Below are 25328 nucleotides of genomic sequence, written 5' to 3'. Positions count from 1 at the left end.
ATTTTTTGGCTGTGCGTCCAAGCCAGACGCTGGATTCACTCCAGCCTCTCGGCCCTAAGTCGCTCGGTTTTTGCCTGCCTCGCCTTTAGCTGTGCATCGATTAGCTGCCTGGCAAGCGTTGTCGTCGCGTCGTTCTTCGCTTCTGCCTTGCTGGGGGTGGGCGCGAACAGACGATTGTTAGACGGAAGGGTCATGACTTTCTCCTGAAACAAAAAAGGCCGGGAACCCCCGACCTTCTGTTGACTGTCTCTAACAAGGACGGTCGGCGCATCTGTGGCCAGCCCCTAGAGCATTATGCGGCCTGAAGGTTCTCAGCTGCGTTCTTGCCGGACTTGTTGTCGCGCACCACGTCGAAGCTGACCTTCTGACCCTCGACAATCGTGCGCATGCCAGCGCGCTCTACAGCCGAGATGTGAACGAACACATCCTGTTCGCCAGAATCGAGCTGAATGAAGCCGAAACCCTTGGTGGAATTGAAGAATTTCACAGTTCCAGTTGCCATTGACGATTACCTTTCAATCGATACAACAAAGTATCCGCCAAGCAATATGCGTGACGGCTCGTTAAAACTCGATTTTGAGGGGAAGATCGTAGAGGCGCTTTTGCGCGCGGAACAAAGTTCTTCAGCAAGATCGATATAAAAACTATATTCCCTTAATGGGGCAATAACAAGGCTGCCGAATGAGGAGCAAAAAAGAACTTGCTTTCATGGCTTTCGGTGTCTAAAAGGGCGGCATCGGCCAGTTGGTTGGAGCGAAGCGCGCATCGAGATACGATGATGGGCTTTGCCGATAACGGTCGCATTTGCCCTGATTGATAGCATGCCGACCACGAATGTACCGGCGGCGAGTTGGTCTCAGGAGCCAGAGGGAAGCGGGCGTTGCCCGCTTTTTTCTTTTTCACGCCGAGCCCTAGTCGTCAGCGTTTGTCAGCAAGCAAAGCTGGCAAGTGCCTCACGGGGCAGCCCACTTTCGAACGCAGTGCCAGTGCTCTGTTGCGATTGTCCCGAGACCGAACATTAGCTTTCGCCTGGGCATACGGGGTCTGAGTAGGAAATAGAAAAGGCGTGGGCGACCGCCCACGGGAAACGTTGCGGTTACAGAGGCAGCCTTGCTCGCTTCCCCTTTATGCAGAGCAGCTTCGCACTCGAGGGTAGACAAATGCCGGGCTGCAATTGGGAACTTTGTCCATGACTTTCTCCTGCGAATGAGGACGAAAGCCATGACGTTCTCTCTCAACACCCAGCGCCCGTTCACATGGATGGTCACGAAAATCGATACGCTTATCTCGATCAATAACAAGCAATTGCTGTTGGCATTGCCATACAGTAACCGCTCTATGTGCGCGAGTTGGAATTAGGGGCGTCGGACCTCAAAGTGCATTCTTACGGATGGTAAACCAACTGCTGGCGAGCTTGGGGGAGGCCATACCGATACCCGCCGTAAGCGCCTCTTCGAGGCTCTGAGTGTATAGCGCAGTATCCTCCATCCCTCCGAAATGGTTGAGCCGAATTTCGCAGCCTCGCTTGCTCATTACGACACCAAGAGCCCTAAGATGCTCCTGAACTTCTCGGTATTTCATCTGAATTTGCCTACTCGATGGGGTGCGGCAACGGCTCCAAGCGGCCCATTGCGGATCGTTTTCTTTGGCCGGCATGATCTGCCATAGCGACCTCCTTGCGGCGGAGGCGGAATACCCACTTGTAAGCAGCTTGCACAGGCGTTCACCAGCCAATGCTGCCAAAGAAAAGATAGACGAAATAGCTGAAGGCGCTGGTCAGGATTGATATTGTCATCCAGGCAATTGCAAAATCTGTTTCTCTGACGGTGATTTTCATGCCAGATCATCTGCCTGTTATCCGTCAAAGAATTTCATTTCTTCTCCAGGTATCATTGGATCGACGCCTGCTGCCATCGGTGTCGTTGTCGACTCGGCGCTGTGCTTCGGTCCTTGATGGTCCCGAGGCGCCTGGCCTGATATCGAAACCAGCCATCGATGCTTCACTGGCAACGGCGTCCAAGAGCCTGGCATCTGATATGTCGAGACCGGGGAACATGCGCCTGATTGCAGCCGTTGCTTCAGATATTGCGAAGGGCTGTGCTTCCTTCTGACATTCATTTAGGAAAGCGCTGACTGCAGCGCTCACGTGTTGGGGGAAGTAATTGGTTCTATTCATGATGAGAACTCCGAAGTCGATTTGTTTCTCATTTTTGGCGATATCCGTAGACAGCCGCATAAGGCTATCTGCCCTGACGATATGTCGAAGCCTGCTCTCAATTTCAGCGTTAGCATTTCGCCTGGCAAGGAATGCGGCGACGCTGGGATCAGGCGCATGCCGGCCTAGGCCGGCCTGAGGCATTGCCGGGCTACTGCCCCGCCAGTTGGGTTCGTACTTCTAGCTCGGTCCAGATGGTACTCACCCAATCCACGGCGTCGAAGTCCTCGCCTGTCCCATGACGCACCCAGTGGCCTTGCTCCGATGCCGGTGCGCCAGTACACGACCACGACACCATCGCCGTTTCACCGGCCGCATTCTTGGCAATGATGTATCTGCTGCAATGCGGGGCAAAGCCGATCGGGTGGATCGTAGTCGCAGCCTCATATTCTTCCTCTGGCGACGGCAGCATATGTTCTTGCCGATAAAGCGGCCCTTTGTCGTCTGAATGTGGGGTTCCGACGGGGGCGCTTGAGCAGGCCGACTGGATAGGAGGCAAGCTATGCGCGGCGATTTCTGCAGCACCAGTTGGCGGACTGCAGTCATGGGTTTCTGAACCCAGGGTGGCGAGGTAATTGGAAGACATCTTGTCCTCCTTCAGGTCAGGGCCAGGGCACGATGGCCACCCTTAGCCGGCAACGCCCGTGTCAGAAGCTACCGATAAAGATAGCTTATGTGTTGCCGCCAATGATAGCAATCGCCAATGAAAAACTTTCGTGCTAGCTGCATGCATTGTGCCCTCATTGCATGGCCTGCCGGCGCTTGGCTGCTCGGCAAGGCGCTGTGGTGGCTCGTTGGTATGGTCCTTGGCGGGGCTTTCTTCGTTTATGGGTCCGCCTGACGGGCCTTTTCACTTTGGCAGGGTCACCAGCGCCATACCTACTTGATGTTTCTCGCGCTTACGCCATCTGATGTGGGGAAGCTGGAACGGAGCAATGGGTCCAACTACGAAACTAGAGGACGCACTGGCAGCCAAAAACCACCTACGCGAAGCGCGTGGGTTGCTGCGTCCCACTTCCGGCGAATTGCTTGACGAGATTGATGCACTGCTATCAGTGGCCGAATTACGTGTTGATCGCCTGATTGCCTTGGTGCGTCCAATCGTGAGGTAAGGCCTTGCCTTCGATCTAGGCTATCCGGCGGATACGACCCTTTTCGAGGAAGAATACGCCGCTAGTCCCGCCTTGTTTCTCAAGATCGGATTGGATCTCATCCCAGCTGCCGAGATACTCGCCGCAGTCGTCGCACGCGATGGGCGTACTGGGCAGGGCGTCTTCAGGAATCCTCAGCCGAATAGTTTTGCAATAAGGGCATTCGAGCTGGTGATTGAGGTACCGCGGCTTATCCATGGATGCCTCCAGCAAGGCGTTTTGAGACCACGATAAGAGCGTATCCCCGCGCTTATAAGAATCAAGCGCGATGGTTGTTCAAAGGCCAAAGTTTGGACCCGAGCATCCCTGCGGAACCTCCGGACAGCTTCTGTTCCATATCCGGTATCCGGTACACACATACTTCAGAACGTATCCATGTAGATCGATCGTGCGGTTCGGCTGCTCGAGAAGGACGCTCCGACACCGAGGCCGTAGCCTTGATTAGCGTTCATTGCCACTTATTACGCGGCCTGCTGCCGAGAGGTGGCTGAGCGGAACGACGCGACTATCTAGGTAAAATCTGTTTGACGAAAGCAGTGCCGGTGCGGACCGTGGCCCTGCACTTTCTGAGACGGGCCGGCGACCCTCAGTATACCATGGCTTTGAGGCTTGATCGCAGCCGATAAAAAAGACACGATCCCGTAGTGATTTGGGGGGATCGATGAAGACTATCGGGATACGTGCGGCCCCGGCCGCCGTTACGTTCGCCATCTATGATTCAGACACTCAGGCTATTGTAAACGTTGAGAAAATCATCGTTCCCGCAGCCTTTGATACTCCCGATGCTCTAAAATACATTCGCAGCAACTTGCTTGATGTAATGCGGGAGTATGGTGTCACTCGCGCAGGCGTGCGCGCTACTGAACCTTCGGCACAGAACCCGTCGGTCGCTCGAATTGAGATTGAAGGCGTAATCAAGGAAGCATTCGCCAGCAGCGATCTAGATGGCTTCTACATCGGCCATATCTCGTCCATCGCTTCTAGGCTGGGGATTGATAGGGCTGACCTGAAGCCGATCATCGACGGCGCTGCCGATCCCGGCGTCGAAAATTGGGGAGCTATGAGCAAGGAGCAACGCGAAGCCATTCTGTGCGCCAAGGGGGCCGTCAATGCTTAAGCCATACCAGCGCGCCGAACTAAATTTCCGCCAGATTCGGGAAATTGGTGCGGATGGCCGTAACTCCACGACCCACGTGGTCCACGATGCCCAGCTTGGCGCGGAAATCGTAATGAAGACCATTGCCAAAGCGCAGATAGCCGACCCGGATGAGTTTTTTGACGAAGCCAAGCACCTCTACAATACGACCCACCAGAACGTCGTGCAAATCCATTACGCGTGCGAAGACGCCGATAACATCTATATCGCGATGCCCTTCTACCGGAGGGGCTCAGTCAAGGGGCTTATGAACGGCGGACGCTTGACAGTGCGGGAGGTTGTGAAGCTCGGCTGTCAATTGCTCTGCGGGCTGCACAACATACATTCGAAAGGGCTAATCCACTTCGATATCAAACCGGACAACGTGCTTCTCTCCAATCGTGGCGAGGCGCTTCTTTCCGATTTCGGCCTCGCGAAACAGATGCAGCTTGGCCAAGCCGAGCCGAATGGCCTCTATATTCGCATGGCGCCGCCCGAAGTTGTGGCCGGGCCACCATATACGCTGTCGTTCGACATCTACCAGATTGGTCTGACGCTCTATCGAATGCTTAACGGGAATGACGAGTTTCATCGCCAATATTCCGCATTCGTGACGCCAGCGGGGCTGGACCGACCCGCGCTTGGCCGGGCTATCGCATCAGGCAATTTCCCCGACCGCGCCCTCTTTGGCGAGCACGTCCCAATCAACCTGCAGCGTGTTGTCAGCAAGTGCCTTGAGCCAAACCCGAATGATCGCTTTCCGTCTGCTTTGGCGGTGGCAAATGCGCTAGCGGAAGTTGAACAGTGCCTTGACTGGCGGCCAGTGCAAGATCCTGTTAGAAAAGTTTGGGTTAAGCTCGACGGCAACACGGAAAAGCGGTTCGTCGTGAACCAAGACGGATCGACTGTGTTTACCTCTATGGCTCCTGGAGGAGCCCCTAGGCGTAAGCGTGACTTATGCGTCCAGGCCATGACAAAAACTGCCATAAGGCGGGCGCTGCGGGAAAACTGATGGTCAAGATAAAGAACGATCCCGCGCTATACCAGAAGCGCGCCGTTTCTGCGCATAAGGCGCAGGCGGTGGTCGTTGCCGTCAACAAGAGCAGCCCATTTTTCACCGCCCCCCTAAGCGGTCACTATCTGGATTTTCGCGCTGTCACTGCATCTAAATCGAAGCGCGTGAGATAGTGATCGCTGTTCGGGCCAGCGTTCGCGCGAACGCGACCCGCTCTCTCAGTGTCTTCATCGCCTATGCCTAGGGTTTTGCGTTTAGGCGTTGCCGTCGACTTCGCCGTCTTCTTCAAGCATCGTCACCGGCAGATACCCGCCCTTTTCCAGCCATTCGCTGCTGGGTTTACCGGCCGTTAACGCTGCCGCGGCACCATGGCTGAAGCGGCCATGCTTGCAGTACCGCCGACTAACCACCCAATCACCCCGCTGCCGAAAGGTGGCGGGGCTTTCTTCGTCTTAGACGGTAGCCACGGTCTGCAATTCTGAGAAAGGCAAGCAGAGCAACTCTGCCAAGTCGATGGGGCATCCTGGGACTATCTGTCTGACCAGCGCCGAAGTCCAATCCGCAAATCTCGGCTCAACCTCGCGGATCCTCTTTACGGCGGTCGGGTCCATATAATGCAGTCGCACAAATGCTGCTTCCGCTTCAAGATAGTTAGATACACCAGATGTGTAGCCCAAGCGGTTTGCATTCGAGACTACGTGGCTGAAGTGGGTGGCCAAGCCTTCTTCCACCACCGGCGCAGAGCGCGATACCGGCGCCAGGAGGTGTATCACTTCATGCGCCAACTGAAATATCGCTCTACGGTGATCTAACCTTGAATTCTCGGACAGCCGGATTGCAATTTTGTCAGAGAACCCAGGGAACCAAGTCTTGGGATGGTCCCCGTGAAACTCGACTCCTATAGGGGTAAAGGATCTGTCCCGAGGACCGAAATCTCTTTCGGCAACGTCTAGCAAACGGCCAAGAATGGTTGTCAGGGTCCAGGTTGGTGTTAGAGGATCATCACTTGGGAAAGCCGCCATACCAGCGCTTGGTATCTCCTGGCTATCTCCTAGGCTGAACATGATTTCGCGTATGTCCATATTCGGGCGCCTACTTCACACCACACCGGCCCTTAAGGCGGGCTATCTCTGGCTCATGGGTTTCGGAACCGCCCAACGGCACGCCAATCATGAACACGCCAAGTGCGTCCTGATTGGCAACACGCTGCTGGCGGGATGTGATGTCAGCTAAGCGATCACGGTCTGCTTGGCTGCATTTCTGGCCGTCCGATGGAGCAGCTTTGATGTTGGATGGCGGAGTGGCGCATCCAGCGATGGCCGCGAGTGCGACCAGTGGCAACAGTCTCTTCATGATTATCCCCCCGGATTGTCTGCACATTTGTGGCACGCCGAAGGGGTTTCTGCAAAGCCGGCAGCAACGAAAAGCGACATACGCCATCCACGCCACCTCGACAGTACTCACCAGGGCAAAATAGCCGACTATTGGATGTGCTCAGAACGGCATATTCGTAACCTGATCAAACGCCGCCAAGCTGCTCATCATCAATGGTCATCTGGAGGGTGAAATTTCTAATGTCGCCTTCTGCAGTTGCCTCAAAAAGCGCGAATCTGAACTTGTCAGCGACAACAAGAAGAGGCGTCAATGCGCTGGCAGGAATACTGACTTGGGGCGTCCAAACAGGACGCGTTCGCCATAGATGGCCAATGCCAGAGGGAGCAGAACTCGGATCGCTCTCGTCGATTGCCTTGTTGGGCATAAGCGTGAGCTGAACCACCTTACCCCTGAACCTGTTTGGGCGTTGCAAGATCCCGCGAAATTTGACATTGCGCCCCTCTGTCGATCGCCACTGCTTAGTTTGCCAGTCCGGCCCGACACCGAAAGAATAATCCCACTCCCAGCTCTCAATCTGCATCACAAATGCTTCTACTGGGCCTTCTTTGACACGAACTCGCTTCGCGCCGATTTGACCCGAATTGGGCGTCAAACCATCCAGCCTTTGCAAGAGCCGTCTTTTCCACCTCGGTTCGTCCATCTCCGTTTACTCGATGTCGGGGACGCTGCCGGCCTGATACAGGATAGTCGGCTCGCCGTACTCACCGATGGCTGGGTTTGCCTCTCGGCTCCAGGCGATCACGCCGACATGCTCGCTCTCGATCATCTTCGCCAAGCGCCTGGCGGCATCCTCGCTCTGCATCTGGCGGGGGTCGAACGCGGGTATGAGGTCGCCGTCCTCATTGCGGTTGAACGCGGCGACGACGATCAGCCTAGGCTTCTTGACCTCTGGCAGAATGTGACCTGTTCTCGACATGAGCATCGGCCTTTACGTACCTACGGCGATTTCAACCGTAGAAGCCGCCTACTGGTGCCGTCAACTAACGCTTCTCTGAAGGTTGCAAAGGCGCGTCAGCTATCTATCTCATTGCCGTCGTCGTCCTCGTCGGCGCCGCGGTACGGGTCCTCTACGAAAGTCTCACAGCCTTCATTGAATGAATTGCTGTTGCCGTTGCAGTCGCTAGCGTCTGTGATGTTATTCCGCTCGGCCCACTCGTACCCCGCCTTGTGGCCCGAGCAATCTTCAGTGCATTCGTACCCACCAAAGGTTTGCTGAGCTGAAGCTGCGGTGGCCCAAAGAGATACGCACCCAATCAGCGCTGCATTAACAAGCCTCATGTCCAGAACCTCCTATTCCACGATGCCCCCCCGCTAGCCGGAACAGCTATGACGGGGGCTTGGACTGCATCAGTTCTTCAGCATGGATGACTGCATCAAGGCCGGTTTTAGTGGGATTGCGTTGGCAATATCCGAACATGGATGCCCATAGCTCCAACGCCGACAAGGATCCTATGTCTCTGTAGTGTGCGCCCGAAAGAATTCGACCAACATTGTTCGCGGAGATGTATCCCTGAGCCCAACTGATCATCGCTATGGCCCTAGGGTTTTTCAGGTCATCAGTTTCTTTGACACCTTCAAATATTCGCGAGCACACTCCGGTCATTATTCCTCTGAGCGCCACGTCTTCGCCATGGGCCAAGGTCACAGAAGCCAGTGAAAGCAAGCAGACGATGGAGATGCGTTGCATTCTGTGGCTTTCCCCCGTTTCTAACGAGAAAGTGCCAGAAAACTACTGGGGGTCAAGCAGCCGGGTGCCGAGGGTGCTCACGTGACATCCGGTCATTCGTTGGCACGGTGCGTTCGCGCTCATCTTCCAACAAACTTATGGTGACTATCTGGTGACACTGAGAACTTCAGCGCCGGCCATTTCAGTCTTAACCTATTGAAAATATTGGCGCACCCGACAGGATTCGAACCTGTGACCTCTGCCTTCGGAGGGCAGCGCTCTATCCAGCTGAGCTACGGGTGCTCGTCCACGGCGGGCCGCGAACCACGCCCGGCGCACCGGACGACGCAGTCCTCATAGCCGAAGCTGTGCTCCGCTTCAACGGTCAATCGGTGCGGCGGTCCGAAGGCAGAGGTCACAGGTTCGAATCCTGTCGGGTGCGCCGGGGATGTGCCGGTGGGCGTAATCAGTGGCCCGATGAAGTCGCTATCGCTCTGCGATCAAGCTTCGCCCCTCAGCCACACTAAGCCAACTCCCATTGATGGTTATCGCTCGATGGATAAGCCTATGGCAGCAAGCACACAGCAACGACAAATCCGATAGTTTCGTGCGGCGTTCACCAGCTTCCGCCAGTGGAATGACATGATGCGCCTCAAAAAGAGCTTCCTGGAGTTCCGGCCCGAGATCGGGTCGCGCCAAACCGCATACTTCGCAAGACAAGCCGCGTGATCTTCTATCATCGAGCAACATTGCTCTAGCTTTGGGATTCCGCTCTCGCTTGAGATGGAGCGCTGTGAGGATGCGCCCCTCTGAAAACTCCTCGTCGTCCGGCAGTATCTCTCCAGCCTCGAGCATCGTCATCCCAGATAATATCCCCTGAGCTATTCGGCGGACGTCTTTCGGGCGATTTCCATACCGCTCCCAGATTTCTCGATCCGTCCTGGATACGTTTCCAAGTCCCCTACCTGTTGCAACCTGGCGCAAGTTCATGAGCTTGAAACCGACGCCATCCGGGTTGCGGAAGGACGGACGCTTTGCAGCCTCAGCGTGGTAGGGCAGCGCCCGAAGAATTCCGGAGAGTTCTTGGACCTCAGAAGCGCTTGGTGAAGGCACGCGACCATCGAGCCGAAAATAGAGGTCTAGTGCTAGCAGCGTCTCATCTCTGGTCCAATTCGGATTGCCGTGACCACTCGTTCTTGCCATTTGTCCCTCCGCACGCCGCAAATCTAGGATGAAACGTTGAACGAAGCTCGGCGCCAATTGCAATCGAAATGGCAACCGTCCAGCAGACCGTCGTCCGCGCTCTCAGGGGAGCTTGCTGACGAGCTCCAGCATAGCCGACGAAAGGAAGTGCGCCGGCGCGATTGGCAGCACTGACGAGCCCACCTGAGATCGCCCCGCGTCAGCGGAAATGGCTAGGCTTACGCACTGTTGTCGATGTCTTCCGCTGCCTCGACCTCGGAGAGAGCCGCCTTGCCCTCGTGGAAGGTTACAATCGTGTCGGGTAGGCCGATCAACAGTAGTGGGCATGGGTTGCCTACACCACGCCGCAGTCGGTCATCGAGCTTTCGCCAGTGGGTGGTCGCCTCACCAAATTTGTCGGAAACGAATTGGCTGGTAAACGCTTCCTGAAAAGTCAGCGGGTTGAGAGCCCGACTAACTTTCGTTTCGATAGCCTTTCGCTGCCTGGAAGTAGGCTCGTAACCCCACTGCTTCATGTCCCCGAATGTCTGTATTTGGCGCTCATCCAAGAAACGTCGCACTAAGGCCCGCATATTGTCGTGAAGTTTTTTCCCCCTTGTCACGATGACGCCGACTGAGATCGCACCATCGGCATGGAGCCGTTTGAAATTTTCCAGGTCGCGATCGTAGAACGGGTCCTTGTTGTTCCATTCGATCTCCAAAGCTACCCGCTCACCTGTGGCAAACGAGCGAACATGGTCAACTTCGTGAGACTGGCTTTCGCGAGGGACGCCGTTTATTCGCCGTTCAACGACAAACTCCGTCTTAGGCCAATGCAGATCATTCAGTGCATTCCGTAGCCGCTGCGTGCCTTTCGCTTCTCCCCCTCCGCCCGCAATGATCTCCTCGATTGGTATCGTCGTGGCAAGCAACGCGGTTTCAAGTTCCTCAATCGCTGCAGGGAAATCAACGCTCAGTATTGCCTGGGCATGTGACTGGAACTCAATTTGGAACCCGCGCTCCACCAGTGCCTCGAACATTAGTTACCCCATTTTCTATTCGTCCTTTTGGTGCCACCTCTCAGAGAGGAAGCTAGCAACGAATCAGAGAACTAGGTTAGCCTCAAAGTTGTTGTCGAGTCGCCGGGGAACACGTGTGAAACGGCAATCTTAATATTGCCGCGCCCAAGACGGAGCTCTCAACGTGCAGATTGCCGCGTCTTATTCCCACCTCAATGGTTTAGAATTCCTCGAAGCGAGGAAGCCAAAGCTCCTTGTGGAAATCAGGGAGGTAGTAGCTGGAATAGATGTGGAGGCCTGCAGAACCAAGGTTTCCAAGGAGAAACGAAAGCTCGAAAAGCGGCTCTATTCTCCTCGAGATATGAACAAAGCTTTTGAAGCTGGTTTTGAATCCCATCAATGGAAGTCGGTGCAGGCTACCTACTGGGTCTGTGAGGATGCCCGAACCAATCGGAAGGTGATGGACCTGCCGTCCTCTGAACAAAAGGCAGCAATAGTCAATGCTGGCTTCACACCATATCCATCACGTAACCAAACAGACTTCGTGAAAGAGCGTGTTGCGGTGGAGGTTCAGCTGGGTAAATATGCCTTCATCGCGTATGATCTATTCGTGAAGCACATGGCTTTCTATGTAGCCGACAAAATCGACGTCGGCGTTGAGATTGTGCCCATGAAACGCCTTCAGGAAGAGATGTCATCGGGACCAGGATACTACGAGGCCGAACTCTACAACCTCATTCGAGAGGGCCGAGGCGTCCCCCCGGTGCCTCTTGTTATGTTCGGAATCGCACCGGACGACTAGGCAGCAAGTTGGCGCCTATCATGCCAGGATAGCGTGTTAAACCAATCCGCTACGACGAAGCCACTGAGAATACGAATGGCATTCTTCTCCAGCTTTCGTTGCCCAGGCAATTTCCCGTTTCTGACCGATTGATCGGCTACCGTAACAACGTAGGCGGTCAAATATTGCAACGCGTCCACGTCCAGCGCCCCAAGCAGGGCGTCGTGTAACTTCTCCGATAGCTCACCGAGGAAATCCGTCAGTTCGTATGGACCAAGCCCCTCGGCGCGACGAGTCCAGACTGCCTGGAGCGTCGCGGGATTGGTCGAGCAAAGTTTGCTCTCGATCCTCGCGAAATTGCCCTGGAGGCCAACCAAGATCGACCCGACCAGGGGAGAGTGCCTGAGATCAAGCTCTACGCTTCCATCCAGATCAACCTCTTGGATGTCCTTCGATGGGCCAAAGAAGAAACGGACCTTCCAGTTCGCACCACCATCGATAAAGTCATTGGACAAATCGAACCGCATTCCACTCTTGAACCGCAATCCAGGAAGGGCAGCGCGGAAGCTACGTGTTTCGGGATACGATCTCCCCTCGGTGTCCGGAGGTGTTACAGCCGAGACCTTTGCAGGTAGCACGAGAGAAGCGCCTGCTTCGTCGAAACTTGGAAGACTCTTGACTGGCGTCCGCTGGGCGGCATGCGCGACCAGATACGTGAACGTTGGTGGTATCGCATTCCCCACCATTTTGGCCTTTTCTGCGAATGATCTGGCGTAAAACTGATATGTGATTGGGAAACCTTGCAGGCTAGCCCGCTCGCGAATTGTAAGACGCCGAAATGCTCCGGGGGCCTTAGGGTCCGCAATCACAATGCTTTCGCGAGACACCCGAGTGCACGTTGCGGTCACGGTCCGCGATGGCTGCGGAAAGGGATCAGGGAAAGCCATATTGTTGTAGACCGGGTGAAACTCCTTGGACTCGCGATTCATTCGCAATTCCTCGCCATTCAGCGGCGCCTCCGCCTGCGCTTCCGTCAATTTTCTGACTGGCAGCGTTACGCCCCAAAGTGGGTCGGTAACCACATCCGGAGCCGCTAAGTTTTGAATGACATCCCCAAGAGTTCGGGATGGCAGTCGCGTCCGATAGGTTTCCAACAAGGAGAATGGGATGTTACCGGCGATGCAACGTTTACGAGCCTGGGCCGCGCCGTAGTCTGAAAAATCTATAACTGCGATCTCAGGCTTTAGATGCCTGAAGCGATATAGCGCATGTTCCGGATCATCGAAGCCGTGACGCAACACCTGGGCAACGCGAGGCACATTCTCAAGTGCCCAAAACGTAGGCTTCAGGTAGTCAACAACCTCAAGAAACTTGACAAGGTCTTTCAGCCCTTCGGAGATGTTTCCCCGCCCGCCTCGGTTCGCATAGGAGAATTCCGTGCAGGGTGGACTGCCGACAACCAAATCGATCTGCTGAGGAAGGTCCTCGAGACACAACTTGCGTATGTCTATCGATCGCAAATCGCCGGCATGATTGCTGTTATGGGTATCAATGGCAGGCTGCCACCATTCGTAAGACGCGACGACGTCAACGCCGGCGAGTCTCAGGCCGAGGCTCCACCCTCCAATCCCGGCATAAAGGTCTATCGCACGCAAAAAGCACCCACCACGACTCACCTCCGCGTTGATCAACAGCAGGAATCATACTCACAGAGGCAGAAAGAACAAGATCCAACCCATCGGCTATATAAGGGTCCCGACCTATGCCTGAAAAGCAGCTTCTGGCATCCTGGCTACCACGCTTGGCAGAGTTTTTAGCCCAAGGCCATAGTGACATATGTGCGACATCGGCTTTTGAACACAGCTCTCCGCTGTGGATGGGAAGGGGCGATGTAAGCAGGATTGGCGCTTTCTATGCTGGCTACGGATGGCTGACCACCTGACAGCAACTCAACGCAGCGCCCAAATGGCACGCATTCGGCGTGCCAACACTCGTCCTGAGCGAATCGTGCGCGGGCTACTCCACTCGCTAGGTTATCGCTTCAGAATTCAGCTCAAAGGTGTGCCTGGAAGGCCTGACGTCGCGTTCCCAGGAAGGCGAAAGGCCATCTTCATCCATGGATGTTTTTGGCACGGCCATGCGCATTGCACGGCTTGGCGACTGCCCAAAACTCGAACTGAATTCTGGGACAACAAGATTCAAACGAACCGTATGCGCGATGAACGCCTGCTCGCAGCGGCGATGACCGCCGGCTGGGCTTGCTTGGTAATATGGGAGTGCGAGATGAAGGATCAGCGCATTCTCGCAAATCGTTTGGCAGATTTTCTCGGGCCGACCCGCTTCCAACGAAGAGAAAACACCCCGTGAACCGTGTCGGGATCAGACATGTAGATTAAGTGCAGTGCGTGAATCACGGCGCAAGCGTGTCGCCTTTCGAGCAAAGTAAGGTTGCGGTCGAAGCCATTTTGGCCAGGTCACGCAGTGCAGCAGCGTGCAAGGGCGACACGCGTGATCAACGACGGCCCCGGCTTAGCGGCGAGCACGGCAGCAGGATCGCTGCTGGTTGACTCAGAGGAGCTCTCTGGCGCGCTCCATGGCCGTTGATGAGGCAAAGTGCGTCTGGCTCTCGGACAGTGCTGGCGAGCTCCCCTCAGATGTCGCCAACGCCATCGGTTGTTGGCGGCCAAGTCTTCGTTGCCAGGCGCCGATGTAGACGGCCCGCCTCATCGCCCTTGCATGACGGCTGTGCCACACACAAAACCGACGGAGGCACCATGGCACAGGATCAGCGGTTTTCCGGAAGAAGTCAGCTTATAGATCGGCCACTACACCTACAGACTCATCAATCCCCGCAATGGCGAGACTTTCTATGTCGGCAAGGGTCGTAATAGCCGGGCCTTCGACCACGCCGCGGGCGCTCCCGACACTGCCGAATAACTCACGGAAGCTAGCTGGGGAGCACTGGCGTTGTGAATATGACGGCGTCAGCGCGCTCCCCCTGTCGATTGCCCGGTAGCGGGATGGTCGCCTGTGAACATCCTAACTAGTGAGAAAAAGGGGTGAAATGGCATTGACGACACCGCCGGAGCATAGTGGAGGCTCTGCCTCCACTCGCTCAAGGGCGCTCCACCAACGCTCCCAGCGTTTGCTAGTTTCTCCACACCATCGTTCGGTCCCGAGACCTGGTGTAGGCGACTTATGTCGGCTTCACTGGCATGCGAGCGTCCGAGCTTGGCAAGCCGGAGCGATCCCCGCGCAGTTGGAACCGCCCCGTGTGCTGCCCGCGTTGAAACGGTGATCCATGTTTGCAAGCGGAACAAAGCCGCTATCGGGTAGCCGGAGAATGAAAGAAGATGCTTTTATTCTGAATGACTGCCGTGACCATAGCCGGATCAGTTTCGTAGATGGCGATGTCACGCTCTCCAAAAGACTTCTTATCTCCTATAAGAATGTTACTTATATACTTTGGAACGCGTGACCATCCATCACCTCTGACTCCGAAGCTGCGGCAACTCTCTGCGGTGAACACTCCGGAAAGCGTGACGTCGGTATTGGTCACGATCTCAGCATGGTCAAGCGCGGTCGTCGAGGCTTGCCAATTGGCGGAGCTTCTTTCGTGCGCGGCAGCAGCGCTGACGTTCTCGATCCAGACGCCGTTTCCGGTCATCAAAGGGCGTAAGACTACTGGTGGCCGCTTTGAGTTTGCCCAAAACGACCTCACCGAGGCGCTGGCATTGAGCCGACATTTCGCATGTGGCACACTCTTTCGAAGCAGCATCGGGGGCATGCGGCACCCCGAAACAGCTCGGCCACAGATCAACTGGAGTGACTACCGGCATCGGCTCCGGCTCAGTTCGGAAAGCGCGCTCATCGGACTCGAGTATCGCCAACTCCTTTTCATAGACCTCCGGCGGCATTCGAGTGGCGAACAATTCGACCGGTAATTGTCTATATCGCAATGCATAACGCTGCATCGAGGACCGCCAAGATCGCTTACCGGAGTCAGCCTGGTCGAGGATAAATCGCCGGTAATCGTCCTGAGCTGCGAGGCCCCGATAGGTTTTGATGCTGTAGGCGACATGGCAGACCTGAACGAGACCTTCGGTGAGATGCTCCTGCCAAAGTGGATGACGAAAGTCGCGCCAGAGAGTCGGACAATTGCTGTGATGCAATTGGTTAGGTCGAGGAAAACACCGTCGCTGGCGCCTAAGCGCAAAGTTGAACGAAGCGTTGATGTAATCCTCATACCGCATGCCAGTTTCGTCAGCGCGCTGACGCGCCTCCCAGGCCTGCGTGCGCTCACGACTGTCAGTCATGAGTCTGCCCAGCGCCAAGCCGCGAACCACATCCGCGCCCTCAATGTCGACGTTTGCGCGAAAGTGGTATCGAAAAGCTTCTCGGTATTTCTCGGCGAAGAGCCTCGTCGCCTCCCAAGGTGAGATGAAGCGATAGTCAAACCACTTGGTAGTGGCGAGGTAGCGCTCACGCTGGAGGCTGACCTTCGTAAAGTGCTGTCCGGCGAAAATGAGCGATTCTAGGCGCTTTCGAACGATTTCGTTGTTTTCAGGCATAGGCTTCTCCTTCGAGCGCGCCGCGCGTGCTCGGTTGGTATGGTTCGACCTCGGAATACGGAAACCGTGACTTCCGATTGCGCTATAGCGATCTGATTGAGGAACAGCAGGCGGAATTCATAAGGAAGCTCAACGAGGTGGCCCTGCGTAACGGACCTGTATGCGCACAAAGCGATGTTGCGCGACGGAAAGGATATGCGCCGAGCTATAATTGCAGAAATGTATGGCCTTCGATGAAAACTCGCTTTCGCGTGCTTTACATCGCGCTAAAAACACGAAATTCGACCCGTCACGTCAACGACGCGTAAAGCTAGCGTTATGATATGACATCTTAATCTGCTTTAATGAAGGAATGGCATGATATTCTTGCCAAGAGCGACAGCATTTCAGGGCTGCGCTTGAGGGTTTTGGGGCACATCTTGACGTCCACGTAAAGTGTCCTCCATCCCACGAATCCCGGTGGCCCCATGCACCGGAGATGTCTGCCAACAAAACGCATCCCCTTCTGGAAAACCATTCCGTTCTAGGACTTCGCTCCTCTGCCAGATCGCTGGAAGACAGAGTGAGTGGCACGACCGCGCCTGCATACGCTGAGCGACCATCACTGCACTGTCGTTCTTGGCGGACAATTTGGATGAGCATCCGCGATCGTCTCAGGGGCGAGGTCAATCGCTACAGCAATCTCAGCCATCCTTGGCACCCTCTTGCCGGCGTCCTAAGCGTGGTCGGGCAGGGTAGACAGTGATCGAGCAATGCGCCGGTTCATGGAGGGAAAATGCACCATAACCATAAGATTAGGCAAAAATTCACTGAAGGTGGCGTGCTTGGTGTCATCTTGTTGATCGTTGGACCGACACTGGCAGGTTTTGCTCGTGCTGCGATCACGCCTTCAGCCCGAACGTTCGGGGAGGCACCGCCGGATGTTGGCTGGCTTTATGTTGTCGGGGCACTTGGGATTCTCATGACGATACTCGCCTTTCCGCTTGTAATCGTTGGTAGACAGTATCTCGTAGAAAGCGGTAACGACCGGGACTGATCGATCTAACGGCGCCGCCCAAGCAGCGGCGCCGGTCGTCGTCATTTTGAATCAGACACCGGAACTCCAGCGCCTACCCTAAGCGATCGACCAAGTCTTCGGCTCTCAGATGGCTATAGCGCTGGAGCATTCTCAACTCCTTGTGACCAGAGACGGTCGCCACTTCGATGACATTCCACCCTCGTTCGAGCAGGCGGGTGACCGCTTCGTGTCGCAGATCATGAAAATGTAGATCAGCGGATCCCGCTCGATCGCGCAAATGCAACCAGGCTTGTCCGACCGCGCTCTTGGTCGTCGCGATCACCAGATCGCCGGTGCTGTTCGCTTTGAGCTCATTGAGCACAGCGATCGCCCGGCTGGACAACGGCACGTTGCGAGGATCACCGTTTTTCGTCAGCCGTAGATGGGCGATGCGTTTTTCGAGGTCGACGTTCGACCAGCTAAGACTCAGCAGCTCGCCCTGACGCATGGCGGTCTCGATGGCGAGGATGATCAGCGGACGCATCCACGGCGTTCGACCGCCATCAGCAGCATCGAGCAGCTTCTGCTCTTCACCCTGAGTTAGACGCCGGTCTCGTCCACGAGGTGGCTTTGGTCGACGAATAAGACGACAGGGGTTCTGCGGCAGGTGCACGCCCCACTCCTTGCGCGCGATGTCGATCGCGTGACCCAGTGAGTTGAGCTCCCGGATGACTGTCGAGGATGAGACGGTCGCAAGGCGCTCATCACGGTATTCAGCAACGTGCTGCGGCGTCAGCATTGCCAGCGTTCGATGCGCGATCGAGCGTTTCATCATCGCCTTGATGCGATACGTCTCACTAGATGCCGAGCGCTTCTCTGGCGTGATCTCGCGTAGGTAGCGCTCGAACATCAGCCGGATGGTCATTTGCTCGGCAGGGCGTGTGTCTGGCAGGTTGCCGCAGCGATCGAGCTCGGCTTCGAGATTGCGTGCCCATTTCTCGGCGTCGGCTTTTGCATCGAAGGACTTGGCACGCGGGGCAATTCCTTTACGTCTAACTTGCGCCTGCCATCTGCCCCGTAATCGGCGGATCGTCGCCATGAAGCACCTCCTTGTTCTGTGCCTCAGGACGCGTAGGACGCCCCCGGAGAGGCGCCAAGGAGCTTTCCCCATCCAGTGTGATCAGATTGTGCCGCTGCACTCAGGGGTGTTCTACGGGGCTGCTACGGACGCTAACGACGACCAGGGGAATCAAGGACTTCCGGACGATACGCTGAGCGATAGAGTGCTGCTTTGTTCAGGCAGAGCTTGTTTCACGGACGAACTGGCTAACAGCCGGTTCGCTCCAACCGCACCCACTCTGGGAACCTCGAATTTTAGGTGGCAACCGAGGTTACTTTCTTTTCGATCAGATGAAGAATTGCATCCGCTACTTCACCAATAAATGCGTCTTCAGACGACTCGTCTGCCGGCCACTTTTTGTAAAGTGTCTCCCCTAGAAGCGGATAGTTTTCCTCTACAGAGAAATTACTGTCTATTATGGGCAATATCCTCCCCTTTCTGCTAACATTCATCGAAATTGCAGAGTTCAATTCTTTATTTGTCCATCCTTTTTCGGAAAACGTTTTAGAAAGAAACGGTATAAAGTAAGACGATTTTAGAAGTCCATTATTTATTTTTTCGACGATAGAATCACCCCATTTAATACTTGTCTCATCAAAGAAAACTTTTACGCCACACTCCTCAAGCTTATCCTTCAATCGCCGAATCTTTTCCTTGTCCTCGCTTGCGTGTGACAAGAATACATCGAATTCGCGCACCATCTCTGCCATCTGCAACACCCAACTAGGTCCAGTCATTCCAGCAATGACCGCATCTTTACAAAGCTTTGCTAAGACTGGATCGGTCATACCGCGCACTTGACGGATGAACGCCAAATTTCCCGCGACATGACTCCACATCTTTTGCTTGTCGCCGCCAGGGCCGAGCCACACCTTCGCGGCTTCTGTTGCGCCAAAGCGCTTGATGGAATGCAATTTCATTCGCAGGCGGGCAATATCGCGCCGCCAGACGTTTGCCTTCCTGTTGACGACTAGGCCAGTGACTTCTTGCCGCTCAAAGGGAAAGAGAATTCTGGATTTTGTGTGGTTAATCTCAAATCCGGAGTGCTTAAACGCCTCCGTGATGGACTGGCCCAAATGGACCTCGCGCCGGCCAAATGCAGGCTCCCAGCTCTGAACAACATCAGAAGATACGGCCCGCCTGCTAGATGAGAACGTTATGTCATCTGCATAGCGAGTGTATTTCAACTGCCCTTTGACTGCAATCGCAACAAGTTTTTTGTCTAAGTTATGCGCAATGATGTTAGCGATCAACGGCGACGTAGAAGCTCCTTGCGGCAGGCCATCTCTATAAGTCGTGATCCGCGCCAATATCGTCGCAACGCGTTCGTTAAAGCCAAAATATCTTGACAGGAACAGACCACGAACCCGTGCAAACCCTATGGATGGGTAGAAATCCTGAATATCAACCGTCAAAATCCATTTTTGCTTCTCGTGATACCGGGCGTTTGAAAGGAATGACTCCCCTCTTACGTAGCCCTTTACAAATTTCTTCGGAACGTAATGCGAACGAATTACTTCAGCAAGTCGGTTCTGAGCTAGTGCCAATCCTTTACGCGGAGCAGAAATGTTACGCACGCCGCCGCGCTTCTTTGGAACTTGGAACTCACGATAATACGTCCCGTCCGCTGCATGCTGGACGACATAAAAGAATTTTTCTGGGTCGAGCCCAAGTGCGAACGCCACGTCTTTTACTGAGTGAGCAATCTGCAGCGGAAAGAGCGGATCGACTAGGATGTCTTGAATTTCGGTATCTAAGGCTTGGCCCTCGCTCTTTACCTTTCAACGGGTCACGGTCCGGTCAGCCCGGCCGGCACGACGTTGTGAAATGACATTTCAGCGAGTAGCCGTGGATTCAACGGCTCCAACTAGAGGGCCAAGCCTCACGCAGAACGTATTTCTCTCCCTATTACTTGTCAATCTAAGCGACTTCCTGCCCACGGCAGCAAGCTTTTGTTCTCCGCAAGTAGATACGTTAATGGAACCCAACTGGTTGAGCCCTGCGACTAGCGAATTCGCCATCAAGGCTTATCAATCCGCGATGCCTTGCCCTTCTAGCTGGAGCTTTTGCCATCAACTCCGATCTATGACCCGTCATCAAATCAATATCCTTATCCGGTAGATCGATTAGGTTGGCTACAAACCAAAATTGCAATCGACTTCAACCGGCATGACAATTCTGACCCGCGCAGCGCTCCACGAACTCGTTTGGTCAAAACCGATTGAGCAAGTCGGCAACGATCTCAAATCCTCAGCTAGGATGATTATCACGGCCTGCCGGGATAACGACATACCCATGCCACCGCGGCACTATTGGCGAATGGTTGCGAATGGTAGCCCACCTACTCGGCGCGCCCTGCCGCTGGGCAAACATCGTCGAAATCAGGCGTTGCACATCGACGGCCAGATCGAGCTAACAACTGATAGTTTGATGGTGAGTATTCCTAGTGAAGTTTCGACCTCCCCGCAGCCAACGCCAATGGCCGAAGTCGAGGTCACCGACCCGATCGCACTGAAGATCCAAAAGAACCTACGACGAGCGGCAACGAGTGAAGCAGCGCGGCTCCATTCTGGTCCTGCACAAATTGACATTGGACGTAGCAGCATTAACCGGGCATCAAACATACTCGCTGCCCTGGAGGCAGCAATCGCCCAAAGCTCTTGGACTGCAGCTCCCGACGGAACTGCCGGTGTCATGGTAGACGGCGAGAGAATTGAGCTTTTGCTGTCTGAAGGGCGGGAGTTGGTCCCGCATACAGCTTCCCTCCAGGAAATGCGTGAGCACCATCGCTACGGCCGGCCAATCCCAGAATACGATAGCGTTCGGTCAGGTCGCCTACAGCTCTTGATCACTAATGCCGGTTACCTAGGCGTCAGACAGAAATGGGCTGACGGCAAGCGGCAGAGGATTGAGGACGTCTTTCAGAGTTTTCTCGGAGGCATTGAGGTTGCTGCTCAAGCTCGGAAGGCACACAGGCTCGAACGCGAAGAACGGGAGCGCCGGTGGGCAGAGGAACAGCGAAGACGCGAAGAGCGCGAGCGTCTTGCGACCATCGAAAGAGTGCGTGGGGCGATCCTCAAGCAACAGGCAGTTGCGCATGACGAAGCTCAGCGCCTGCGGACCTACATTGAGGCGGTGAAGCATCGGGTCGTGGCCGGCTCGCCGCACGAGGCTGAAGTCCGTGAATGGATCACTTGGGCTGAGCACTATGTGAAGACGCTCGATCCACTCGATGGCAGTCTACCTATCCTTGTCAGTCAAGAAGACGCTTTCCGATTGAGATGGGAGTATCGAGAACAATAGGCGAAAAGTGGCGGGATCGTGCCTGCCTATGAACCCGGCGTGTAAATAGCCGCTCGGTCTTCATGCCCCGCAAGGCATTGATAAATATATAATAATACGGATTCGGCAGCTTCGGAGGGCAGCGCTCTATCCAGCTGAGCTACGGGTGCTCGTCCACGGCGGGCCGCGAACCACGCCCGGCGCACCGGACGACGCAGTCCTCATAGCCGAAGCTGTGCTCCGCTTCAACGGGCAATCGGCAAGACGCCGCCTTCGCCTGCGGGCCTTATGAGCGGGCTTCGGCGAAGGAGACGAGGCGGCGGCGCTTTTCGTCCCAGAGGGCGAGATTGACGCAGGCGAGGCTCCTGCCGAAGGTGAGCTTGACCCGCTCGCTGGCAGCGCGGAGTTCTTGGCTGCCGTTGAAACACGCCTGCAGGCGATAGAACGGAACACGGCTGCAGAGGTGATGGATGTGGTGCAGGCCGATCGAGCCGGTGAGCCACTGCGCCGGCCGCGGCAGCACGTACCAGGAACTGCCGCCGAAGGCTGCGACATGCAAGTCCCAGGCGTCGTCCTTGTCCCACAGCGTCTCCTCGAACTGATGCTGGATGTAGAACAGCCAGCCGCCCGCCCATGCCCCCATGACCACCACCGGCAGCACGGCAAGCATGACCATCCAGCCCGAGAGATAGACAAGCGCACCGTAGAAGACGACCAGCGCCAGGTTGAGCCCACCAGCGCTGCGCCATGCATCGACGCGCGGTATGGCGTCATTGTAGGGAAGCCGGTGGACGAGGAGGAAATAGAGGGGAACTCCGAGGACGATCAGGACCACTGGATTGCGGTAGATGCGGTACATCAGCTGCTGGCGCGGGGTCATCGCCTCATATTCGGCGACCGTCCTGGTGTTGATGTCGCCGATGCCGCGCTTGTCGAGATTGCCCGAGGAGCCGTGGTGGGCGGCATGCGCCTTCTGCCACAGGGTGTATGGGGTAAATGTAAACACGCTGAGCAAGAGCCCGATCCAGCGGTTCGCCGGGCGCGAGCTGGTGAACGAGCCATGGCCGCAATCATGCTGGATGGCAAAGAGACGAACCAGGAAGGCTGCGCAGACCGGCGCCAGCAGCGCCACCGCGGCCCAGCGCCAGCCGCCAAGCAACGGGCCGGCATAGGCAGCCAGCCAGACCAGCGTTGCGCCCATCGCCAGGAAAGGAACGAGCGTGACGGCCAACTCGAATGCCGCACGGCGGTTGTCGGGGTCGCGGAAGCGATTGCAATGCGACACTAGCCTGCGAACCAGCGCCTTTTCGGCAGCATGATCGACAGCAGGAGTGATCCCATCTGGAGGAATCCGGCCATCCTCGGTGGACGGCATCAGCTGGGTCATCTGGGCTCCGGATTTTTCGGCGTTGATCGCAACTGGTGTCACGCAGATGTCATTAAGGCGCAGCTGATGCGATGACCAGTGGCTCCGATGTGGCAAATTAACTTCGCCGCACCTTTTCCAGTCGCGCGCCCGGCAATCACCGAGCTGGCTGGCGACCGCCGGCACCATTGTGTATCCAAAGACATGTTCACCCTCGCCCGCATCGAGAGCCTGTCGCAGGAGATCAAGAAGAGCCGCTTCCTGGCCGTTGCCGGGCCGGTGGCGAGCGAGGCCGAGGCAAAAGAGTTTATCGCCGCGCATTGCCAAGGGGATGCAAACCACAATTGCTGGGCCTGGAGGATCGGCCAAGGCTATCGCTTCAGCGACGACGGCGAGCCGAGCGGCACCGCCGGCAAACCGATGCTGCAGGCGCTGGACGGGCAGAACCTCGACAACGTGGCCGTGGTCGTGACCCGCTGGTTCGGCGGCATATTGCTGGGCAGCGGCGGCCTGGTGCGCGCCTATGGCGGCACCGCCGCCGCCTGCCTGCGCGCCGCCGAAAAACTGGAACTGGTGGCAACCGTCGAAGGCAGCGTCGCCTGCAGCTTTTCCGATCTGGCGCTGGTCAAGGCGCGGCTGGCCGCGTGGCCGGGCGTGACGATCGCACGCGAGGATTTTTCCGCCACCGGCGCCGATCTGGCCGTCAGCCTGCCAGAGGCGGATGCAGAGGCAGTCGCCCGCATGGTCACCGACCTGACCAGCGGCCGGACCACGGTCATCCTGCCGGACTGATTTCGGCACGCCACCCGCTTTTGTCCGGGCCAAACGGCACCGGGAACGCATATGGTGGCGGCAATTGCAGGCTCGTCGGCATCGGAAAGCCCGCAGCCAGTTCTTTTGGAAGGAGACATCACATGGAGATCAAGCGTTGCGGGTCGAGGCCTTCGGCCAAGCCGTCACCAGACTATTTCACTGGTGCCGTGCGCCAGGACCCGGTCATCGAGGCGCCGGCGCCCGCCCAGGTGCGGGCCGTCAACGTCACCTTCGAGCCGGGCGCACGCACGGCATGGCACACCCACCCGCTGGGCCAGACGCTTGTCGTGACCGCAGGCTGCGGCTGGGCCCAGGTGTGGGGCGGCAAGATCGAAGAGATCAGGCAGGGCGACGTCGTCTGGTTCTCGCCAGGAGAAAAGCACTGGCACGGCGCGACCGCGACCAACGCCATGACCCATCTGGCGATCCAGGAGGCCAAGGACGGCAAGGCCGTCGATTGGCTTGAGCACGTTTCGGACGATCAGTACAAGGCGCCTGAATAGGCGCCTTCCGGGACCTATTGGACCTCGGCCATCGGCACCGGAGCGCCATCCGGTGCGGCCATGGCGGCGGTGTCGACCGGCATCGGCATGGCCGGGCCGGGCGCAGGCGCCAGCGCAACAGGTGCGGCCTGCGCCGGCGCTGCCGCCACGCCGCCGCCCGATGCCTCCGGAAGGTAGCGAGCAATAAGGTCCTCGACATGGGCGTTGCGCTCGCGCGCCGTGTCGCCGCCCATCACCACCACGACAAGCTTGCGGCCATCGGCATAAAGCGAGGTGACGATGTTGAAGCCGGACGCCCTGATGTAGCCGGTCTTGATGCCGTCGACGCCGTTGACGCGGCCGAGCAGGTCGTTGTGGCCGCGGATACGCTTGCCACGGAAGCTGAAGTCAGTGGCCGAGAAATAATAATAATGCTGCGGGAAATGCTTGCGCAGCGCCATGCCGAGCACGGCCATGTCGCGAGCCGTGGTGCGCTGGCCATCGTCGGGCAGGCCCGACGCGTTGCGGAAGACGGTTGCCGTCATGCCGAGCTGGCGCGCCTTCGACGTCATCTGGCGGGCAAAGCCCTCCTCCGAGCCGCCGAGATATTCGCCGACGGCGACTGCCACGTCGTTGGCCGACTTGGTTGCGAGCGCGCGGATGGCGGCCTCGACATCAATCTGCTCGCCACGTCGGAAGCCAAGCTTCGACGGCGGCTGCGAGGCGGCATTGTCGGAAACGGGGATGAGGGTGGCCTTGGTGACCCGGCCCTGCTGCATCGCCTCGAACAGCAGGTAAAGTGTCATCATCTTGGTGAGCGAAGCCGGATAGCGCGGAGCGGTCGCATAGGCCTGGAACAGCGTGCGGCCATTGTTGGCGTCGACGACGATTGCCGCATATTTCTCGGGCGCAGCCTGGGGTGCGGCGACATTAAGGGTATCGCCGGCCGTGGCGCAGGCAGACACCAGCGACAGCACGGCAAGGAGCGCGACGACGCGCCTGAGTATCCCGAGTTGGGGAAGCCTGAATGGCAGCGAATGAGAAAGGGCCTGGGCCAACACCTGAAACCTTGAGTCCGTCACCTGTGACCGGGCCTTATCGCCCCTCGCCGAAGCAGCGCCGGTCGAAACTACAAAAG

At 56.6% G+C, this 25328-nt stretch carries 25 protein-coding genes and 1 tRNA gene; 9 read left to right on the top strand and 17 right to left on the bottom strand.

What is annotated here, in order from left to right:
* Positions 1 to 292 precede the first annotated feature (292 nt).
* The 4 genes from B015_RS0101005 to B015_RS0100975 all read right to left on the bottom strand — a co-directional run bounded on the left by B015_RS0101005 (position 293) and on the right by B015_RS0100975 (position 3564).
* Positions 293 to 502, bottom strand: coding sequence for a cold-shock protein (locus tag B015_RS0101005; RefSeq protein WP_018425782.1), 210 nt, complete (start codon positions 500 to 502; stop codon positions 293 to 295).
* A 1359-nt stretch (positions 503 to 1861) separates the two neighbouring features.
* Positions 1862 to 2176 carry a hypothetical protein gene (locus B015_RS33745; RefSeq protein WP_081623542.1) on the bottom strand — a complete coding sequence of 105 codons (315 nt, stop codon included), beginning with the start codon at positions 2174 to 2176 and terminating at the stop codon, positions 1862 to 1864.
* A 190-nt stretch (positions 2177 to 2366) separates the two neighbouring features.
* Positions 2367 to 2801, bottom strand: coding sequence for a hypothetical protein (locus B015_RS33180; RefSeq protein ID WP_157632659.1), 435 nt, complete (start codon positions 2799 to 2801; stop codon positions 2367 to 2369).
* Positions 2802 to 3342: 541 nt separating this feature from the next.
* The gene (locus B015_RS0100975; RefSeq protein WP_018425775.1) at positions 3343 to 3564 is read right to left on the bottom strand and encodes a hypothetical protein; all 222 of its coding nucleotides are present in this window, start codon (positions 3562 to 3564) and stop codon (positions 3343 to 3345) included.
* Between the two features lie 463 nt (positions 3565 to 4027).
* Between B015_RS0100975 and B015_RS0100970 the strand changes: the two genes are divergently transcribed.
* Genes B015_RS0100970 through B015_RS33175 form a run of 3 tightly spaced genes read left to right on the top strand, consistent with a single transcriptional unit; the run spans position 4028 to position 5689 of the window.
* Positions 4028 to 4483 (top strand): hypothetical protein, encoded by a 456-nt coding sequence (locus B015_RS0100970; RefSeq protein ID WP_018425774.1) that lies wholly within the window; start codon positions 4028 to 4030, stop codon positions 4481 to 4483.
* A complete protein-coding gene (locus B015_RS0100965) occupies positions 4476 to 5513 on the top strand; it encodes a serine/threonine-protein kinase (protein ID WP_018425773.1) in 1038 nt (345 codons plus the stop codon). The genes B015_RS0100970 and B015_RS0100965 overlap by 8 nt, the downstream gene beginning before the upstream one ends.
* Entirely contained in the window at positions 5513 to 5689 is a 177-nt protein-coding gene (locus tag B015_RS33175) for a hypothetical protein (protein WP_157632658.1), read from the top strand. Before B015_RS0100965 ends, B015_RS33175 begins: the two co-directional genes overlap by 1 nt.
* Before the next feature lie 919 nt (positions 5690 to 6608).
* Here B015_RS33175 and B015_RS33170 read toward each other — a convergent pair.
* The 7 genes from B015_RS33170 to B015_RS0100930 form a co-directional block, all read right to left on the bottom strand.
* Positions 6609 to 6869 carry a hypothetical protein gene (locus B015_RS33170; protein WP_157632657.1) on the bottom strand — a complete coding sequence of 87 codons (261 nt, stop codon included), beginning with the start codon at positions 6867 to 6869 and terminating at the stop codon, positions 6609 to 6611.
* Positions 6870 to 7035: 166 nt separating this feature from the next.
* Positions 7036 to 7551 carry a hypothetical protein gene (locus B015_RS0100950; protein ID WP_157632656.1) on the bottom strand — a complete coding sequence of 172 codons (516 nt, stop codon included), beginning with the start codon at positions 7549 to 7551 and terminating at the stop codon, positions 7036 to 7038.
* A gap of 6 nt (positions 7552 to 7557) precedes the next feature.
* Positions 7558 to 7827, bottom strand: coding sequence for a hypothetical protein (locus B015_RS0100945; protein ID WP_026226753.1), 270 nt, complete (start codon positions 7825 to 7827; stop codon positions 7558 to 7560).
* Positions 7828 to 8235: 408 nt separating this feature from the next.
* Positions 8236 to 8598: a hypothetical protein gene (locus B015_RS33165; protein ID WP_157632655.1), complete on the bottom strand. Its 363-nt coding sequence runs from the start codon at positions 8596 to 8598 to the stop codon at positions 8236 to 8238.
* Positions 8599 to 8803: 205 nt separating this feature from the next.
* Positions 8804 to 8880, bottom strand: a tRNA-Arg gene (locus tag B015_RS0100935).
* Between the two features lie 183 nt (positions 8881 to 9063).
* Positions 9064 to 9327, bottom strand: coding sequence for an HNH endonuclease (locus tag B015_RS33740; RefSeq protein WP_245262282.1), 264 nt, complete (start codon positions 9325 to 9327; stop codon positions 9064 to 9066).
* 671 nt (positions 9328 to 9998) lie between these two features.
* Positions 9999 to 10799 carry a BglII/BstYI family type II restriction endonuclease gene (locus B015_RS0100930; RefSeq protein ID WP_018425767.1) on the bottom strand — a complete coding sequence of 267 codons (801 nt, stop codon included), beginning with the start codon at positions 10797 to 10799 and terminating at the stop codon, positions 9999 to 10001.
* A 163-nt stretch (positions 10800 to 10962) separates the two neighbouring features.
* Here B015_RS0100930 and B015_RS0100925 point away from each other — a divergent pair, with 163 nt between their 5' ends.
* Positions 10963 to 11580: a BglII/BstYI family type II restriction endonuclease gene (locus B015_RS0100925; protein ID WP_018425766.1), complete on the top strand. Its 618-nt coding sequence runs from the start codon at positions 10963 to 10965 to the stop codon at positions 11578 to 11580.
* Here B015_RS0100925 and B015_RS32395 read toward each other — a convergent pair.
* Positions 11577 to 13250, bottom strand: coding sequence for a DNA cytosine methyltransferase (locus B015_RS32395; protein ID WP_157632654.1), 1674 nt, complete (start codon positions 13248 to 13250; stop codon positions 11577 to 11579). The two genes, B015_RS0100925 and B015_RS32395, sit on opposite strands and share 4 nt — an antisense overlap.
* Before the next feature lie 235 nt (positions 13251 to 13485).
* On the opposite strand from B015_RS32395, the gene B015_RS30145 reads away from it, so the two are divergent.
* On the top strand, positions 13486 to 13926 hold the full coding sequence (locus B015_RS30145) for a very short patch repair endonuclease (RefSeq protein ID WP_018425763.1): 441 nt from the start codon (positions 13486 to 13488) through the stop codon (positions 13924 to 13926).
* 1205 nt (positions 13927 to 15131) lie between these two features.
* Here B015_RS30145 and B015_RS32075 read toward each other — a convergent pair.
* A complete protein-coding gene (locus tag B015_RS32075) occupies positions 15132 to 16130 on the bottom strand; it encodes a hypothetical protein (RefSeq protein ID WP_018425762.1) in 999 nt (332 codons plus the stop codon).
* A 775-nt stretch (positions 16131 to 16905) separates the two neighbouring features.
* On the opposite strand from B015_RS32075, the gene B015_RS30135 reads away from it, so the two are divergent.
* Positions 16906 to 17166: a hypothetical protein gene (locus B015_RS30135; RefSeq protein ID WP_018425761.1), complete on the top strand. Its 261-nt coding sequence runs from the start codon at positions 16906 to 16908 to the stop codon at positions 17164 to 17166.
* A gap of 73 nt (positions 17167 to 17239) precedes the next feature.
* Here the strand turns inward: B015_RS30135 and B015_RS0100900 are convergent, their stop codons facing one another.
* The gene (locus B015_RS0100900) at positions 17240 to 18226 is read right to left on the bottom strand and encodes a site-specific integrase (RefSeq protein ID WP_026226752.1); all 987 of its coding nucleotides are present in this window, start codon (positions 18224 to 18226) and stop codon (positions 17240 to 17242) included.
* Between the two features lie 275 nt (positions 18227 to 18501).
* Positions 18502 to 19932, bottom strand: coding sequence for a TIR domain-containing anti-phage reverse transcriptase (locus B015_RS32070; RefSeq protein WP_026226751.1), 1431 nt, complete (start codon positions 19930 to 19932; stop codon positions 18502 to 18504).
* 484 nt (positions 19933 to 20416) lie between these two features.
* Between B015_RS32070 and B015_RS0100890 the strand changes: the two genes are divergently transcribed.
* Positions 20417 to 21550, top strand: a complete 1134-nt coding sequence (locus B015_RS0100890) for a hypothetical protein (protein ID WP_157632653.1) — start codon at positions 20417 to 20419, stop codon at positions 21548 to 21550.
* A 265-nt stretch (positions 21551 to 21815) separates the two neighbouring features.
* Here B015_RS0100890 and B015_RS0100885 read toward each other — a convergent pair whose 3' ends face one another.
* Positions 21816 to 22916, bottom strand: a complete 1101-nt coding sequence (locus tag B015_RS0100885) for a fatty acid desaturase (RefSeq protein ID WP_018425757.1) — start codon at positions 22914 to 22916, stop codon at positions 21816 to 21818.
* Between the two features lie 183 nt (positions 22917 to 23099).
* On the opposite strand from B015_RS0100885, the gene B015_RS0100880 reads away from it, so the two are divergent.
* Positions 23100 to 23687, top strand: a complete 588-nt coding sequence (locus tag B015_RS0100880; RefSeq protein WP_018425756.1) for a YigZ family protein — start codon at positions 23100 to 23102, stop codon at positions 23685 to 23687.
* Between the two features lie 122 nt (positions 23688 to 23809).
* Positions 23810 to 24211, top strand: coding sequence for a cupin domain-containing protein (locus B015_RS0100875; protein ID WP_018425755.1), 402 nt, complete (start codon positions 23810 to 23812; stop codon positions 24209 to 24211).
* Between the two features lie 14 nt (positions 24212 to 24225).
* On the opposite strand, the gene B015_RS0100870 is transcribed toward B015_RS0100875, so the two are convergent.
* Entirely contained in the window at positions 24226 to 25248 is a 1023-nt protein-coding gene (locus B015_RS0100870) for a D-alanyl-D-alanine carboxypeptidase family protein (protein ID WP_018425754.1), read from the bottom strand.
* Between the last annotated feature and the right edge of the window lie 80 nt (positions 25249 to 25328).

This window comes from Hoeflea sp. 108, assembly GCF_000372965.1.
GTDB lineage: Bacteria > Pseudomonadota > Alphaproteobacteria > Rhizobiales > Rhizobiaceae > Aminobacter.
The sequence above is the reverse complement of the archived record's forward strand: the minus strand, read 5'-3'. Positions and strand labels throughout refer to the sequence as shown.